Origin of the sequence: Mesorhizobium sp. IMUNJ 23232 (genome assembly GCF_044326205.1) — a bacterium.
In the GTDB taxonomy this organism is placed as follows: domain Bacteria; phylum Pseudomonadota; class Alphaproteobacteria; order Rhizobiales; family Rhizobiaceae; genus Kumtagia.
In genome coordinates this window covers 79,451-94,203 of sequence record NZ_JBIRCY010000013.1, presented here as the reverse complement: position 1 = coordinate 94,203, position 14,753 = coordinate 79,451, and the positions used below count along the sequence as shown (strand labels likewise).

Below are 14,753 nucleotides of genomic sequence, written 5' to 3'. Positions count from 1 at the left end.
CCGGTCAAAACTAGGGGACAAAAGATGACCCGCATAACCGGCCTGCGCACCCACGACCTCCGTTTCCCGACCTCGCAGAGTCTTGACGGGTCGGACGCCATGAATCCCGATCCGGATTATTCGGCCGCCTATGTCGTGCTGGAAACCGACGACGGGTTCGAGGGCCACGGCCTGACCTTCACCATCGGCCGAGGCAACGATATCTGTTGCATGGCCATCAAGGCGATGACGCATCTGCTGGTCGGCCTAGAACTGGACTGGATCCGCGAAGACCCAGGCCGCTTCTGGCGGCATGTCACCGGCGACAGCCAGTTGCGCTGGATCGGGCCGGACAAGGGCGCCATGCATCTGGCGACCGGCGCGGTGGTCAATGCGGTTTGGGACCTGCTGGCAAAACAGTCCGGCAAGCCGGTATGGCGGCTGGTTGCCGAGATGAGCCCGGAAGAGATCGTGAAGATCGTCGATTTCCGCTACCTGACCGACGCGCTGACGCCGGACGAGGCACTAAAAATCCTGCGCCGCGCCGAGCCTGGAAAGGCCGAGCGCATCGCCATCCTGGAGCGCGAGGGCTACGCCTGCTACACCACGTCGGCCGGCTGGCTGGGCTACGATGACGACAAGCTGCGGCGGCTCTGCCAGGAGGCGGTCGACGCCGGTTTCAACCATGTCAAGATGAAGGTCGGCCGCGATTTGCAGGACGATATTCGCCGACTAACGATCGCTCGCGAGGTGCTCGGTCCCGACCGCTTCATGATGATCGACGCCAACCAGGTCTGGGAGGTCGGCCAGGCGGTCGACTGGGTGAAGAAACTGGCTTTCGCGAAGCCTTATTTTATCGAGGAGCCGACAAGCCCGGATGACGTCGCCGGCCACAAGGCCATTCGCGAGGCGGTGGTGCCGATAAAAGTCGCCACCGGCGAAATGTGCCAGAACCGCATCATCTTCAAGCAGATGATCGCCGGCGGCGCCATCGACATCGTGCAGATCGACGCCTGCCGCATGGGCGGCTTGAACGAGGTGCTGGCGGTGCTGCTTATGACCGCCAAATACGGCCTGCCGGTCTGGCCGCATGCCGGCGGCGTGGGGCTGTGCGAATATGTGCAGCACCTGTCGATGATCGACTATCTTGTCGTGTCGGGCACGAAGGAGGGCAGGGTGATCGAATATGTCGACCATCTGCACGAGCATTTTGTCGAGCCCTGCGTCATTGAGAACGCCGCCTACATGCCGCCGAAACTGCCGGGGTTTTCGATCGAGATGAAGCCGGACTCGATCACGGCGTATGAGTTCGGGAAGGTGGCTGAATAGGTGCGTCCTTCGAGGCTCGCCCTTCTAGGTTGTCGCTCGAATGATGGTCGCCGTGCGAGCCCGCACACCTTTCCAGGAATGACGGAAACCTTTGCGGGCGAGCCTCGAAGGACGCACCCTCAAGCCCCTCAAATCAACCCCGCTCCCGCCAGATCCCGCATCAACCGGCTAGTCCCATAAGTCCACGGCGCGCATTCCGTCGAAAGCCGCACGCGGTTGGTCAGCGCGCCGAGTTTTTCCGTGGCGATGGTGACCCGGTCGCCGGTCCTGTGGGTAAATCCTTTGCCGGCTTCGCCGCGGTCCTTCGACGGTACGAACATGGTTCCGAGATAGAGCGCCATGCCGTCCGGATACTGGTGATGGCGTCCCATCGCGGCGGCGACGAGGTCTTCCGGCGAGCGGCTGATCTCGGCCATCGAGCTTGCGCCCTCCAGCGTGAACCCGTCCTCGCCCTCGACCTTCAAAAAAACCTTCGCCGATTTCACGTCGGCGATCGAAAAGGTCTCGTCGAACAGGCGGATGAACGGCCCGAGCGCGGCCGAGGCGTTGTTGTCCTTGGCCTTGCCGAGCAGCAGCGCCGAGCGGCCCTCGACGTCGCGCAGGTTGACGTCGTTGCCGAGGGCTGCGCCGACGATTTTTCCGTTGCTGGCGGCGATCACCGCGATCTCCGGTTCCGGATTGTTCCAGGTCGAGACCGGGTGCAGCCCGACATCCGCGCCGAACCCGACCGAGGCCATGGGCTGGCATTTGGTGAAAATCTCGGCGTCGGGTCCGATGCCGACCTCCAGATATTGCGACCAGGCGCCGCGCTCGATCAGCTTGCGCTTGATCTCCATGGCTTCCGGCGAGCCTGGCTTCAGCTTCGAGAGGTCGTGGCCGATCAGCGTGGCGATGTCGGCACGGATGGCGTCGGCCTTTTCAGGATTGCCGCGCGCCTGTTCCTCGATGACGCGCTCCAGCAGGCTGACGACAAATGTCACGCCGGACGCCTTCACCGCCTGAAGGTCAACGGGAGACAGCAGATAGGGCTGCGCGGTGTCGCGGCTGGCCTCCATGCTGTTTTCGGCGATTTGCGCAAGCGACCCGATCGTCCGGCCCGTGGCCGCTTTGACATAGCCGGCAGGGTCGTCCAACTCGCAGATGTCGCGCACCAGGGGCGCGGCCTTTGAGGTGATGTCGACGATTTCGCCGCCGCGCACCGTCACCACCAGCGGATGCGGCGTTCCGGCCACGCGCGCCCGGCCGATAAAAACACCCTCGCCGGGCAGTTGCAGCAGATCGGTCATGGTCTCTCCCCGTCGTGAATTGCCCGCCCCTGGCCGGCGGCGCGCATACTACCCAGTTTCGCCCGGACTGCGAGGGCTGGACCAAACAAAGATTGGCGGTTTCCACATTCACCCGGCTTGACCGGCGACACGCGGTCGGGATCATGCGCCCGACGATCCGCCGCCGAAATCGAAACAGCCAGAGCCAGCGATGCCGCATTTGCCGACCGAATATCCCGATTTCGGCCTGACGCCCGAGCAGCGGCGGCACGCCGTCTATGGCCATTATTACGAATATCCCGGCATGGACGGCGAGCGCGGCGAGATCTGGGGCTATACCGACCGTTTTTCCTATGCGCCGGGCGATGTCGTAACCCTATTTGTCAGTTCCACCGCCGACCGCTTCGACATGGAACTGGCGCGCGACGGCGCGGAACTGGTCAAGGTTTTCGAAAAATCCGGCCTCGCTTCGCGCTGGCAGGAGACACCCGACCAATGTTCGGTCGAGGGCTGCGGCTGGCAGCCGAGTTTCGAATTCGCCATCGGTGCCGACTGGCAATCGGGCGCCTATCGCATGACGCTGACCGCCGAGGGCCGCGACGGAAAGCCGATCGTCAGCCACCATCTTTTCATCGTCTGCCCTTTGCCGGGCAAGAAACCGGGCCGCATCCTTCAGGTCGCCGCCACCGGGTCCTGGACGGCCTACAACAGTTGGGGCGGGTCTAACCACTATCAGGGCATCACCGGCCCGGAGCGCAACCAGTTCGCGACGCGGGCGAGCACGCAGCGCCCGTGGTGCCGGGGTTTCATCATGCTGCCGCCGGACGCGCCGCGCGTGCCGATAGAGGTCAACCTGCCTCCTATGACCGAGCCGCGCTACCCGCATATGGAGTGGGCTTTTGCCACCGGCCATTCCAAGAAATACGCCTCCGCTGGCTGGGCGAGTTATGACGGCCTTTTCTTCAAATGGGCGGAGCGCCAGGGCTATTCGGTCGATCTCGTCACCCAGCACGAGCTGCATTTCTTGCCGGAAATCCTGCACGACTATGACTGTGCGGTCTTCGTCGGCCATGACGAATACTGGACCTGGGAAATGCGCGACGCCGTCGACGATTTTGTCGAGCGCGGAGGGCGTGCCGCCCGCTTCGCCGGCAATTTTTTGTGGCAGACAAGGCTGGAGGACGAAGGCCGCGCGCAGATCTGCTACAAATACCGTGCCCGCGCCGAAGACCCCGCCTATCGTGGCGCCGACACCAGCCGCACCACCAACGCCTGGGAGGCTCCCGAGGTCGGGCGCCCCGGAACCTCGACTTTTGGCCTGAACGCCATGGCTGGCGTCTATGCCGGCTGGGGCGGCTGCATTCCGCGCGGCGTGCGCGGTTTCCCGATCTACCGGCCGGAGCATTGGGCGTTCCGCAACACCGGCCTCTATTATGGCGACGTGCTCGGCCAGGAGAGCCACATCTATGGCTACGAGGTCGACGGCCTCGACTTCACCATGAAGCGCGGCCTGCCCTATCCGACCGGCGAGGGCAACCCGCCCGAAGGCATCCAGATTCTTGGGCTCGGCATGGCTTCGCTGGTCGAGGAAAGCGCCGACGTGCCGCCCGGCTGGCTGAACGACGAGGACGCCGTCTTCACCGCCGAGACGCTTTACGGAGAGGCGACGCCGGAGGCGATGGACAAGGTCAAGCGCGGCAACGGCATGATCGTCAACTTTCCGAAAGGCAAGGGCGAGGTCTTCCATGCCGGCACTTGCGAGTGGGTCGCCGGCCTGTTGCGCCGGGATGCCATGGTCGAGCAGGTGACCTGCAACGTGCTGGACCGGTATCTGGGCAGGTAAGCTAGGGGTGCTGCAAGCGGCTTGCCGCTTCGAACCTCAGGGAACGGTTTGGCTCGCCACACGATTGACGGCTCTGCTTGAAAGTCGGTCCTGGATCGCGGAAGGGGATGCCACATGGTGGATTCTGATCGGATCGACAAACTGATCGCAGCGGTGCCCCCCGCCCTGGCGCTTCGCGCCGGGTTGGACCTTGGCATCTTCACCCGGATCGGCGACGGCGCGCTAACTGCTGACAGCCTTGGGGCCGCGCTCAAAGTCGAGCCCGATCGTCTGTCGCGGCTCCTCTTCGCGCTCGCCAGCATCGGCTTTCTCGAAGTCGAGGACGGTCGATTTCGCAACGGAGCCGAAGCGTCGGCCTTCCTCGACGCGTCCAAGCCGACCTATCGCGGCGGCGACCATGCGCTCCTGCGTGAACTCTGGGGAGCCGACCTGCTGACCGCCGAGTCGCTGCGGCAGAACCGGCCGGCCGCGCTGCACGACTTTTCCGAAGCGGGGCCAGAGTCGGCGGCGGCCTTCAGCCGCATGCTCGCACCGGGCGGGTTGAGTTTCGGCCGGCACCTAGCCCAGGAGATGGACCTCTCGGCGATCGGCTCGGTGATCGATATCGGCGGAGGCGCCGGAACCATTCTCGTCGGACTTCGCGAGCGGTGGCCGCAGCTTGCGGCGACGCTGATGGAACTCCCGACGGTCGCAGCGGTCGCGCCAAAGATCCTGTCGGAATACGGTGCCGGCGACGTGGTTGTCGAAGTGGGGGACATAACCGTCGCGCCGTCGGTCGGCCGGCACGATCTGGCGGTCATGAAGGCCGTCGTCCAGGTCCTTCCGCCGGACCAGGCGCGCAGGTCGATCCTGAACGCGGCGCGTTGCCTCAACCCCGGGGGCGAGATTGTAATTGCGGGGTCGGGTGTCGTCGATGACGACCGCCTCGGCCCGCCTGAGGGTGTCTTTCTCAATCTCACCTTCCTGAACCTCTATCGCCACGGCGAAGCCTACACTGAAGGTCAGTATCGCGCCTGGATGACCGAGGCTGGATTCCGGGATATCTCCAGGTCGCGCCTGCCGGAGGGCTCCAACTTGTTTCGCGCGCGCCTCGCGGGCTGATCGTGGCTAAATGGTTGGCTTCGGACGCGAGGCCGTCCGAGGCCCACGGCCTTCTCCGGAGAGCGCTGCAACCTTCGGCGCCGAGCACTGGCTTAGTGACCCGCCTCACGAACTCGGCTACCACACATGCCCAGACCGCCATTTGCGGCGCAGGAAACTCTCATGGACCAGCAGACCCGTCCCTCAAACCTCTTCTACCTGGCCAGCCTGCGCCGGCCGGTGGTCGACCGCGCCGAGGGCATCTATCTGTGGACCGAGGACGGCCGGCGCTTCATCGATGGCTCCAGCGGCCCGGTCGCCGTCAATCTCGGCTATTCCAATCCGGCGGTGCTGGAGGCCATGCGCCGGCAGATGGAAAAGACCACCTTTGCCTACCGCCTGCATTTCGAGAACGAGCCGGCCGAACGGCTGGCGACCACGCTCGCCGAACGGATGCCTGGCGGGCTTGATCGTATCTTCTTCGTCTCGGGCGGCTCAGAGGCCGTCGAGTCCTGCTTGAAACTTGCGCGCCAGTGGGCGGTCGCCACCGGCCAGGCCAACCGCTGGAAAGTGATCGCCCGCATGCCGTCCTACCACGGCGGCACTTATGGCTCGCTGGCCGTCACCGGCGACGGGCTTTTGACCGACACATTTGCCGACCAGATGCGCGTCATGCCGACCGTGCCGGCGCCGACCGCCTATCGCGACCGCGACAACCTTTCGCTGGAGGAACGTGGCCTGCGCTACGCCGACATGCTGGAGGAGCGGATTCTGGCCGAGGGGCCGGAAAGAGTGCTTGCCTTCATCATGGAGCCGATCGGCGGCGCGGCCACAGGCGCGCTGGTGGCGCCAGACAGCTACTACGCCCGCATCCGTGAAATCTGCGACCGCCACGGCATCCTGCTGATCCACGACGAGGTGATGAGCGGCATCGGCCGTACCGGAAAATTCCTTGGCGGCGATCATTGGAACTGCCGGCCGGACATCGTCTCGCTGTCGAAGGGCATCGGCTCCGGCTACGTGCCGCTCGGCGCCCTGGCGGCACCCGGGCGCATCGTCGAGCCGGTGCTGAAGATGGGCGGTTTCCAGCACGGCCACACCTACGCCGGCAATCCGCTGGCCTGCGCCGCCGGTCTGGCGATCATGGGCGAGATGGACCGGCTGGACCTCACAGCCAACGCCGCCGCCATGGGCGAACTGGTGCTGGACGGCCTGCGCGGCCTGGCAAGTCGGTTCCCTTTCATCGCCGACGTGCGCGGCAAGGGCCTGATGACGGCGGTCGAATATGCCGACCGCGAGACGTCCGCGCTGCTGCCTGCGGAGTGGAAGATCGGCCAGCGCGTGCTGGACGCCGCCTATGCGCGGGGCCTGATCGTCTACTCGCGGCGGGTCAAGGGCGGCGTGCAGGGCGACTACACGATGGTGGCGCCGCCGCTGATCGTCACGCCGGAGGAGGTTGGCGAGATCATTTCGATCCTTGGCGATTCGATCGAGGCGGTGGCGCGTGAGCTTGGCCTTCCGGTCGAGGGATGAGCGGCCATCGCGCATGGGTACCCCGCCAACCCCCTCGCCAAACATGACCATCCGCCCCGCCGCCGTGGCGGACGCGCCTTATATCCACGCCGCATTGCTCGGCATCGCCCGCACCGTTAACGAACTCGACAAGGTGCGCTGCGAGGTTGCCGACCTGATCGACTACGGTTTTGGCCCAGCGCCGCATTTCGAGGCTGTCATTTCCGAAGTCGACGGCGAATATGCCGGCATGTGTCTCTTTTTTCCCAGCTTCTCGACCTGGCTCGGCCGGCCGGGCGTCTACATCCAGGACCTTTATGTCGAGGACCGTTTTCGCGGCCTTGGAATCGGCGCCAAACTGTTGCGCCGGGTCGCGGCGATCGTCCGCGACCGTGGCGGCGTCTACATGCGCCTCTCTGTCGACACCGAGAATTTTATAGCCCAGGGCTTTTACACCCGCCTCGAACTAAAACTGTCCGATACTGAGCAAGTCCATGCGGCCTATGACGACGCGTTCCTGAACCTCGCCGCCGCCGACTGCCCGCCGGGTGGGACCTTGCTGAAGGAGCCTCAATGAAAGCCTTCTACGCCGCCGAGCAGAAACGCCACGACCCGAAGGCCTTCCTGTCGAGCGGCGCGCCGCAGCCGAACCCCGAGCAGCCTGAGCGGATCGAGCGCCTGCTGGCGGGCGCAAAAAGGGCCGGCTGCACGGTCGAGCGGCCGAACGACTACGGCCTCGGGCCGATTGCAGCGATCCACACGCCGGAATATCTCGATTTCCTAAAGCACATTTATATGCGCTGGCAGCGCATAGAGGGCGCTTCGGCGGAGGTCATCCCCAACATCCACCCGATCGCGCGCACCGGTTCCTATCCGGCCTCCGCCGTTGGCCAGGCCGGATACCACATGGCCGACACCGCCTGCCCGATCTCGGCCGAAACGTTCGACAGCGCTTGCTGGAGCGCCTGGTCGGCCGTAGCCGCCGCCGACGCCGTGCTGGCCGGCGAACGTTCCGCCTACGCGCTCTGCCGCCCGCCGGGGCATCACGCCTTCGCCGATGTCGCCGGCGGCTTCTGCTTCCTCAACAATTCGGCCATCGCCGCTCAGCGCCTGCGCGGACAGGTGGCGCGCGTCGCCGTCCTCGACGTCGATCTGCATCACGGCAACGGCACGCAGGGCATTTTTTACGCCCGGCCCGACGTGCTGACCGTGTCGCTCCACGCCGATCCGGTGCGCTTCTACCCGTTCTTCTGGGGTCATGCCGACGAGCGCGGCGAGGGACCGGGACTGGGCTACAATCTCAACCTGCCGCTGCCGCGCAAATCCGGCGATGAAGCCTTCTTGCAGGCGTTGGCAGTTGCCTTCCGCCGCATAAGATCCTTCGCGCCGGAAGCGCTGGTGGTGGCGCTCGGGCTTGATGCCTTCGAGGGCGATCCGTTCGGCGGGCTGTCCGTCTCCACGCCGGGGTTTGCCCGCATCGGCGAGGTGATTGCCGAGCTGAAACTGCCGACCGTGATTGTGCAGGAGGGCGGTTATTTGTGCGAGGCGCTGGGCGACAATCTGACCTCGTTCCTGATGGGATTTGGAGGAAGTGCGTGACCGCCCCTGCCTTCCGCTTTGGTGATCTTGGCCCTCCAAGCTGCCCTCTCTGTCCGCCAGCATTCCGGCGGCGACAAATCTAAGGTGGACGACAATTCCAGCCGCCCAACCTATTGAACCGCCGTGCCGGCCGGAATATCTCGCAGGGGAAAGCGGTCGGCGTCGCGCGCGAGCCCGCAATTGAAGGAGAACCCCATGAAAGTCGTCATCGGAGCCGACAGCGCCGGAAAACCGCTTCTCGATGTGATCGCGGCTCACCTGAAGACCAAGCCGGAGGTCGAACTGACCGATCTCAGCCAGTCGGGTTTCTACGCCGATCTCTCCGACAAGGTCGGCCGCGAGATCGTCGATGGAAAATTCGAGCGCGGCATCCTGTTCTGCGGTACCGGCATTGGCGTCTGCATCTCGGCCAACAAGGTACCCGGCATCCGCGCGGCACTCACTCACGACACCTATTCAGCCGAGCGCGCGGCAAAGTCCAACAATGCCCAGATCATCACCATGGGCGCCCGCGTCATCGGGCCGGAGCTCGCCAAGGCAATCGTCGATACCTGGCTCGCCTCGGAATTCGACCCGAAGGGGCCGTCGGCCGGCAATGTCGAGGCGATCGACCGGCTGGATGCGAAGAAGGCCGTCCCGGCCTGAGTCTGTTGATCGTCGGCTCCGACGATCAAGTCCAATCGTCTTTGTCGTGAACGACCGCTCCAACCGTTTCGTAACCGCGCCGGCGTAACCGCGACACCGTCTTGAATCATCTTTGTGCGATCCTTCGGAAGGGCGTATACTTCCGAGGGCTTGCCGAGGTGATCGGATGAAGTTCCTGTCTTTCGCGCATGAATCGGCCGCTGCGTTCGGCCGTGCCCTTCTGTTTGTCCTGGTGGCAGCCCTATCGACGGCATTGGCCGCGGCGTCGGGTTTCGCCGCCGACAACGCCGTGTCGGGGCGCCGCGCTGCCCTGGTCATCGGCAATTCCGCCTATGAATCCCTGCCGAAGCTGCCCAATGCGGTGAACGATGCCGAGCGTATCAGCGCGGTCTTGAGCGACGCGAATTTCGAGGTCACCGTCGGCGAGAACCTCGACAAGGTGGGTCTGGAAAAGACCGTCAGGGAATTCCTGCAGACGCTCAATGACGGCGATGTCGCGCTGTTCTATTACACGGGCCATGCAGTCCAGGTCGCCGACCAGAATTTCATCATCCCAGTCAACGCCAGTCTGTCGTCCTCCTACGATCTGGAGGTCGAGACCTACAACGTCAACAATCTGCTCGAATACATGCGCGCCGCGTCGGGCATGCAGATCCTCGTGCTCGACGCCTGCCGGGACAACCCGTTCCGCAACCAGTATTATTATCTCGGCGACAAGAAGATCGACGTTGCCGGCACCAAGGGCCTCGCCTCGCTGACGCCCAAGCAGGGTTCACTGATCGTCTATTCGACTGCGCCTGGGCAGGTCGCCTATGATGGCGGCGGCGACATCAGCCCGTTTGCCGGCGCCTTCGCCGACAAGGTGCTCAGCCCCAACAAGGAAGTGCGCGAAGTCCTGACCATGGTCCGCTCGGCGGTCATCGACAGCACGGGCGGCCGGCAGGTCCCGTGGGACGTCTCCAGCCTGACCTCGCAATTCTATTTCGTTTCCGAGCAGGAAATCCTGGTGCTTGGCGAAAGCGTGACGGAAGTGCGGGCGCCGGCCTCGGCGACACGGGTGGACCTCAACATCCAGTCGCCGATCGCCTCGAGCGGCATGAAGCTGACGGCGAGTTTCGACAAGGCTCCGGCTTCCGGTATCCTGCTGCTCGACGATCAGGTGATCCGCCCTGGCACGCCGATCGATGCAAACCGCATCGGCGACATCGTCTATGCCGCCGACGCCGGACAGAAGCCGGTGGAACTCATTCCCTACACGATCAATTCGGATTCCGGCCAGACCGCCAAGGGCGCGGTGGCGATTGTCTTCGACCCGTCGATTGCGGACGAGCCTGACACATCGGTTGTGGTCGCCTCCAATGACCAGAGTGTGGGCATCACCAAGACGGTGGTGCCGGTCAAACTTACGCTGAATTCGGATGTCGGAACCGGCTTCACACCTGTCCCGACGCTGGAGCTCGGCGCCGGCCGGCCCACCGGCTGGATGCGGGTAGACGCACGCGACGCCTCCGCTCAGGTGGCCGTCGGCCAGGACATGCTGGTGCTCGGCGATCTGGTGCGGGCCGAGGATATCCCGAAGATCAAGGTGCGGCCGGCGATCCACAAGACGGATGGCGAGGCGCAGATCGTGCTCAATCCGGTCGTGACCGCGCCGGAGGCCAAACCGGTGGTCATCGCCATCGATGCCGAGGTCAATGCCTGCGACCGGCTTGCCGCCGAGCCCCTGGACATTCAGGCCGTCACCGAAGGCGTCTGGCCGAATTCGATCAAGATCGACGAGGCGCTCGCCGCCTGCAGCAAGGCTGCTGCCGATTTCCCTGACATTCCGCGCTTCAAATACGAATACGGCCGCGTGCTCTACGCCAAGGGTGATTTCGATGCCGCGCTGAAGATGGTGCGCGCCGCGCTCGATGGCGGCCACGTCCGCGCCGGCCAGTTCCTCGGCCGGCTTTATCAATTGGGCGCTGCGGTCGAACTGGACCCGAAGAAGGCCATCCCGCTGTTCGAGGCCGCCGCGCGTAAGGGCGACCCCTACGGCCAGTATTCGCTCGGCAAGGCGCTGCTGGAGGGCAATGGCATCAAGAAGGACGTCAAGCGCGGCATCGGTTTGATGAACAAGGCGGTCGATTCCGGCCACACCTACGCGCTGAACCAGCTCGGCGCCGAATATCTCTACGGCGGCAAGGTGCCGAAGGATGTCGAGCGCGCCTACGTCATGTTCCAGAAATCGGCCGAACGCGGCGACGTGTGGGGCGAGGTCAATCTCGGCCTGATGTACCGCGACGGCGTCTTCGTGGAACAGGATACGGCGAAGGCCTATCAGCTTTTCGACGAGGCCAACACCAAGCTGCATCCCTATGCGGCGACCCTGATGGCGCTGATGGATCGCAAGGCTGGCAAAACAGACCAGGCGGCACTGCTGAAGCTGTTTCGTGAAAGTGCGGCGCGCGGCGACGGCTGGGGCGCTTTCTATGCGGCCGAGATCGTCAGCGCCGAGCCGTCGCTTGCCGCAGATCCGGAAGAGGCGGTGCGGCTTTATGGCATGGCGGTTGCCCGCAAGGCCGGAAAAGCGTCTGAGAACGCCCGCGAGCGGCTTGCCGCGATGCCGAAGGCGCAACTGGTGACCGACGTGCAGAACGCGCTGATCCGGCTGGGGGCCTCGGGCGTCGAGGCCGACGGCAAGCTCGGGCCGCGGGTCCGCGCCGCCGCCGCCGAGATACTCGGCCGCAAGGCGCCGTCCGATCCGGTCGATCTCTATGTCGAGATCGTCCGGCATGAATGGATCGAATCGACGCCACGGCTGGACATGCTGTGAGCGGCATCGGGAATTGAACGGGAGACCGGTTTTATGCGCAGACCTTTCACCTTGCTTTTGATCGGCGTGGCAGCCGGCGCGTTGGCCAGTTGTGCCAGCGTCGAGGACACAATGCTGATGCCGTTGAAATATGCCAACGGCAAGCTGGAGCCGACGGCGACTGCCACCAGGAAACCCGCTTTGTCGTCACAGGAGGCGGCGGGGCCGACAGCCGGGCCGGTACGCAAGCGCGTGTACCGCCGCAAAGCGCCCGTCTCCCAGCCGGTCCAGGCTCCTCCTACGCGTGAGCGTTCTGGGCCCGGCGGCGGCGGAGGAGGGGGCGGTGGCAGCGGCGGAGGCGGCGGTGGAGGAGGGGGCGGCGGTGATGGTCCCGGCGGCGGCGGCTGGGGCTGAGTATGGACCGCGGGTAGCCGCGACAGCCGGCGCAGCCAAGGCCTATTGCAAGGAACTGCGAGGAAGGAGCCGGCATACCAGCACTCGGTTGCAATGTGCCTGAGATGCTTGCTGGCCGACCGCCAGAACATCCCGTGCCATCGTCCATGTCATAGCCGGCATACCGGTTCCCGGAGCTGGGCACCAACGGTATGCCGATCTGCATGAAGCGGGCATGTCGGGGAGATCCGGTTTGTCGCGAGACCAGACTGCAGGCTGCGGGGGTCGCTTCCGAGACGGTCGCAAAGGGCGAGCCGACGGCCGATCGGACCGTCGAGTTCGCCCCCTGTGCCGTGATCTTGCCGTCCGGCCCGTCGGGCCAAATCTGCCCCGGCCGAAAATCCGGGACGCTCAAGAGGACCGTTTCGGCCGGTCCGGGAGGGTTCCCGGCAAGTCGTGACGCACCTCTCGCGGGTAGCGTGCGGCAAGCCGGTGAGATCGAATCGTTTTCCGGGCTTGACGCGGTTGTGTCTGGTTAGAAGACGCCGCCGATGCCGATGCCGGCGCCTATGTCCGGCGGCGGCGCGGCGGGCTTGCTGCGGGCGGTCCCGCCCGATTTCTGCTTCCGGCCACTGGCCTGGCTGGTGGCCTTTGCCTTTGATTTATTTGCGGAGTTCCGTTCCATCGTCGCGGTCTTGACCGGCTTCGCCGCCACCGGCTGGCGGCAGATGCGGCCGGAGCGCAGGAACAGGTCGCCGAGTACGTCGACATTCGGTTCCAGCACGTCCTGGTTCTGCTTCGTGCGCTGGAGATATTCGCCGAGCGCCTTGCGTGAGCCCGGCCCCCAGACACCGTCGATCGTTTGCCGGTAACAGCCGACCCGCGAAAGCTCGGTCTGGATGCGGTGGTTTAGGTCGAAGGCAGGCGCCTTGTCCTCGCCGTCCTGGGATTTTCCCAGAACCAGAAGTGACTGGATATCGGATGCCACTGTCTTGCGCGTTCCATCCGGCCCAAGGTCCAAGCTGGCGACCTGCTGGCCAGCCGTGCCGACCTCCACCGAGCGCACGCTCGGCAGTTGTTTGCCGAGCAACAGGACTGTGCTTTGCAGGTCGCTGTCGGCGGAGGCCAGTTGCACCAGCAGCTTCTCCTTCATGCTCGGCACTTCGAGGATTCGGTTCAGCGTGGCGCTCAGTTCCTGCGAATCGATCACCTGCTGCTCGGTGAAATAGAACTGCTCGCGCAGGTTCGATTGATCCCACGGCACCTGCTTGCCGAGCGTCAGGCGCTCCGTCTCGTTGCGCACCTGGATCATCATGTCGGAGACGCTGAGGCCTGGAATTTCAAGGCTTTGCAGCAGCGCGGTGGTGAATGGGCTATTTGTTCCAGCGCCGTCCACCGTCACATTGCCCGGCTGCGTGGCGAAGGCGACGAAGGTGTTTTCGCCGACCTCGACCTGCGCCAGACCATTGCCGGCGCCGGGATCGCGGGATCCCAGCGGATTGTTGCGGCAGGCGTCGAGGAAGATGAAGGTCTGGCGGTCGCGGCTGGCGAAGCGGGCGATCACGTCATTCAGCTTAACCGCCCGTTCGGTCAACTTGCCGACGCTTTCCGGATCGAGCGCGTCGACCGGCAGAAGATAATTCTCGCCGTTGAACTGTACGCCATGCCCCGCATAGAAGATCAGGACGGCGCTGTAGCCGGCGAGCTTGGGCTCGTAGCGGCGGAAGAGTTCATCGAGTTGCGCCGACGACATGTCGATGCCCGTCGCCACCTCGAAATTCAGCCGCTTCAACGCGTCGGAGAGGCGCGTGGCGTCATTCGACGCATTGGCAAGATCTTCGTAGCGCGCACTTTCATAGTCGGAATTGCCGATGACGATGGCTAGCCGGCCGCGCTGGTCCTGCGCGTTTTCTGTCTCGGTGACGGCAAACGCCGGCATGGAGACGGCAAGACCGGCCACCAGCAGGAGAACTTTCAGAAGCTGCCTGAAAACATTCATCTTCAGTTCCGTCTGCCCGAGCCCCGGTTCCGGCCCGGGACAATGCGTGTCTATTGCATGGCTCAGAATTTGTACATCAATATGGCCGCAATGACCAATTCGAGGCGGAATTTTCTGCCTGTCGTGGCGCACGATACCGCAAGTGATTCGAAATCGGCGGAAGCATTTTTTCTGTGCCCGACAATGGATATGCGGTTCTGAAAGCCGGAAAAGTTGCACGGAGACCACAGCCCGGCCCGAACGAAGTTTCGGATGAACCGCCCGGACGATAAATCGTTGCACGCGGATCGAGGCTCAACTACGAAAACTTGTATC

11 protein-coding genes are annotated in these 14,753 nt (G+C 64.3%); 9 read left to right on the top strand and 2 right to left on the bottom strand.

What is annotated here, in order from left to right; translation table 11 throughout:
- Positions 1–24: 24 nt before the first annotated feature.
- Positions 25–1,308 (top strand): L-fuconate dehydratase, encoded by a 1,284-nt coding sequence (locus ACH196_RS12190; protein WP_396647167.1) that lies wholly within the window; start codon positions 25–27, stop codon positions 1,306–1,308.
- 128 nt (positions 1,309–1,436) lie between these two features.
- On the opposite strand, the gene ACH196_RS12185 is transcribed toward ACH196_RS12190, so the two are convergent.
- Entirely contained in the window at positions 1,437–2,594 is a 1,158-nt protein-coding gene (locus tag ACH196_RS12185; RefSeq protein WP_396647166.1) for a fumarylacetoacetate hydrolase family protein, read from the bottom strand.
- A gap of 190 nt (positions 2,595–2,784) precedes the next feature.
- Between ACH196_RS12185 and ACH196_RS12180 the strand changes: the two genes are divergently transcribed.
- The 8 genes from ACH196_RS12180 (at position 2,785) to ACH196_RS12145 (ending at position 12,460) form a co-directional block, all read left to right on the top strand.
- Complete coding sequence (locus ACH196_RS12180) at positions 2,785–4,416, top strand: N,N-dimethylformamidase beta subunit family domain-containing protein (protein ID WP_396647165.1); 1,632 nt, start codon at positions 2,785–2,787, stop codon at positions 4,414–4,416.
- Positions 4,417–4,530: 114 nt separating this feature from the next.
- On the top strand, positions 4,531–5,517 hold the full coding sequence (locus ACH196_RS12175) for a methyltransferase (protein ID WP_396647164.1): 987 nt from the start codon (positions 4,531–4,533) through the stop codon (positions 5,515–5,517).
- Between the two features lie 162 nt (positions 5,518–5,679).
- Positions 5,680–7,029, top strand: coding sequence for an aspartate aminotransferase family protein (locus ACH196_RS12170; RefSeq protein ID WP_396647163.1), 1,350 nt, complete (start codon positions 5,680–5,682; stop codon positions 7,027–7,029).
- A 13-nt stretch (positions 7,030–7,042) separates the two neighbouring features.
- Positions 7,043–7,585, top strand: coding sequence for a GNAT family N-acetyltransferase (locus tag ACH196_RS12165; protein ID WP_396647162.1), 543 nt, complete (start codon positions 7,043–7,045; stop codon positions 7,583–7,585).
- Positions 7,582–8,607, top strand: a complete 1,026-nt coding sequence (locus ACH196_RS12160; protein WP_396647161.1) for a histone deacetylase family protein — start codon at positions 7,582–7,584, stop codon at positions 8,605–8,607. The genes ACH196_RS12165 and ACH196_RS12160 overlap by 4 nt, the downstream gene beginning before the upstream one ends.
- A 195-nt stretch (positions 8,608–8,802) precedes the next feature.
- Positions 8,803–9,252: an RpiB/LacA/LacB family sugar-phosphate isomerase gene (locus ACH196_RS12155; protein WP_396647160.1), complete on the top strand. Its 450-nt coding sequence runs from the start codon at positions 8,803–8,805 to the stop codon at positions 9,250–9,252.
- Between the two features lie 166 nt (positions 9,253–9,418).
- Positions 9,419–12,067 (top strand): caspase family protein, encoded by a 2,649-nt coding sequence (locus ACH196_RS12150; protein ID WP_396647159.1) that lies wholly within the window; start codon positions 9,419–9,421, stop codon positions 12,065–12,067.
- Positions 12,068–12,100: 33 nt separating this feature from the next.
- A complete protein-coding gene (locus ACH196_RS12145) occupies positions 12,101–12,460 on the top strand; it encodes a hypothetical protein (protein WP_396647158.1) in 360 nt (119 codons plus the stop codon).
- A gap of 514 nt (positions 12,461–12,974) precedes the next feature.
- Here the strand turns inward: ACH196_RS12145 and ACH196_RS12140 are convergent.
- Positions 12,975–14,438 (bottom strand): caspase family protein, encoded by a 1,464-nt coding sequence (locus ACH196_RS12140; protein WP_396647157.1) that lies wholly within the window; start codon positions 14,436–14,438, stop codon positions 12,975–12,977.
- Positions 14,439–14,753 lie beyond the last annotated feature (315 nt).

Bases quoted from the DNA above. Each gene is read 5' to 3' on its own strand.
- ACH196_RS12180 (WP_396647165.1), top strand. From the start codon at position 2,785: ATGCCGCATTTGCCGACCGAATATCCCGATTTCGGCCTGACGCCCGAG.
- ACH196_RS12185 (WP_396647166.1), bottom strand. From the start codon at position 2,594: ATGACCGATCTGCTGCAACTGCCCGGCGAGGGTGTTTTTATCGGCCGG.
- ACH196_RS12170 (WP_396647163.1), top strand. From the start codon at position 5,680: ATGGACCAGCAGACCCGTCCCTCAAACCTCTTCTACCTGGCCAGCCTG.
- ACH196_RS12175 (WP_396647164.1), top strand. From the start codon at position 4,531: ATGGTGGATTCTGATCGGATCGACAAACTGATCGCAGCGGTGCCCCCC.
- ACH196_RS12140 (WP_396647157.1), bottom strand. From the start codon at position 14,438: ATGAATGTTTTCAGGCAGCTTCTGAAAGTTCTCCTGCTGGTGGCCGGT.
- ACH196_RS12155 (WP_396647160.1), top strand. From the start codon at position 8,803: ATGAAAGTCGTCATCGGAGCCGACAGCGCCGGAAAACCGCTTCTCGAT.
- ACH196_RS12145 (WP_396647158.1), top strand. From the start codon at position 12,101: ATGCGCAGACCTTTCACCTTGCTTTTGATCGGCGTGGCAGCCGGCGCG.
- ACH196_RS12160 (WP_396647161.1), top strand. From the start codon at position 7,582: ATGAAAGCCTTCTACGCCGCCGAGCAGAAACGCCACGACCCGAAGGCC.
- ACH196_RS12190 (WP_396647167.1), top strand. From the start codon at position 25: ATGACCCGCATAACCGGCCTGCGCACCCACGACCTCCGTTTCCCGACC.
- ACH196_RS12150 (WP_396647159.1), top strand. From the start codon at position 9,419: ATGAAGTTCCTGTCTTTCGCGCATGAATCGGCCGCTGCGTTCGGCCGT.
- ACH196_RS12165 (WP_396647162.1), top strand. From the start codon at position 7,043: ATGGGTACCCCGCCAACCCCCTCGCCAAACATGACCATCCGCCCCGCC.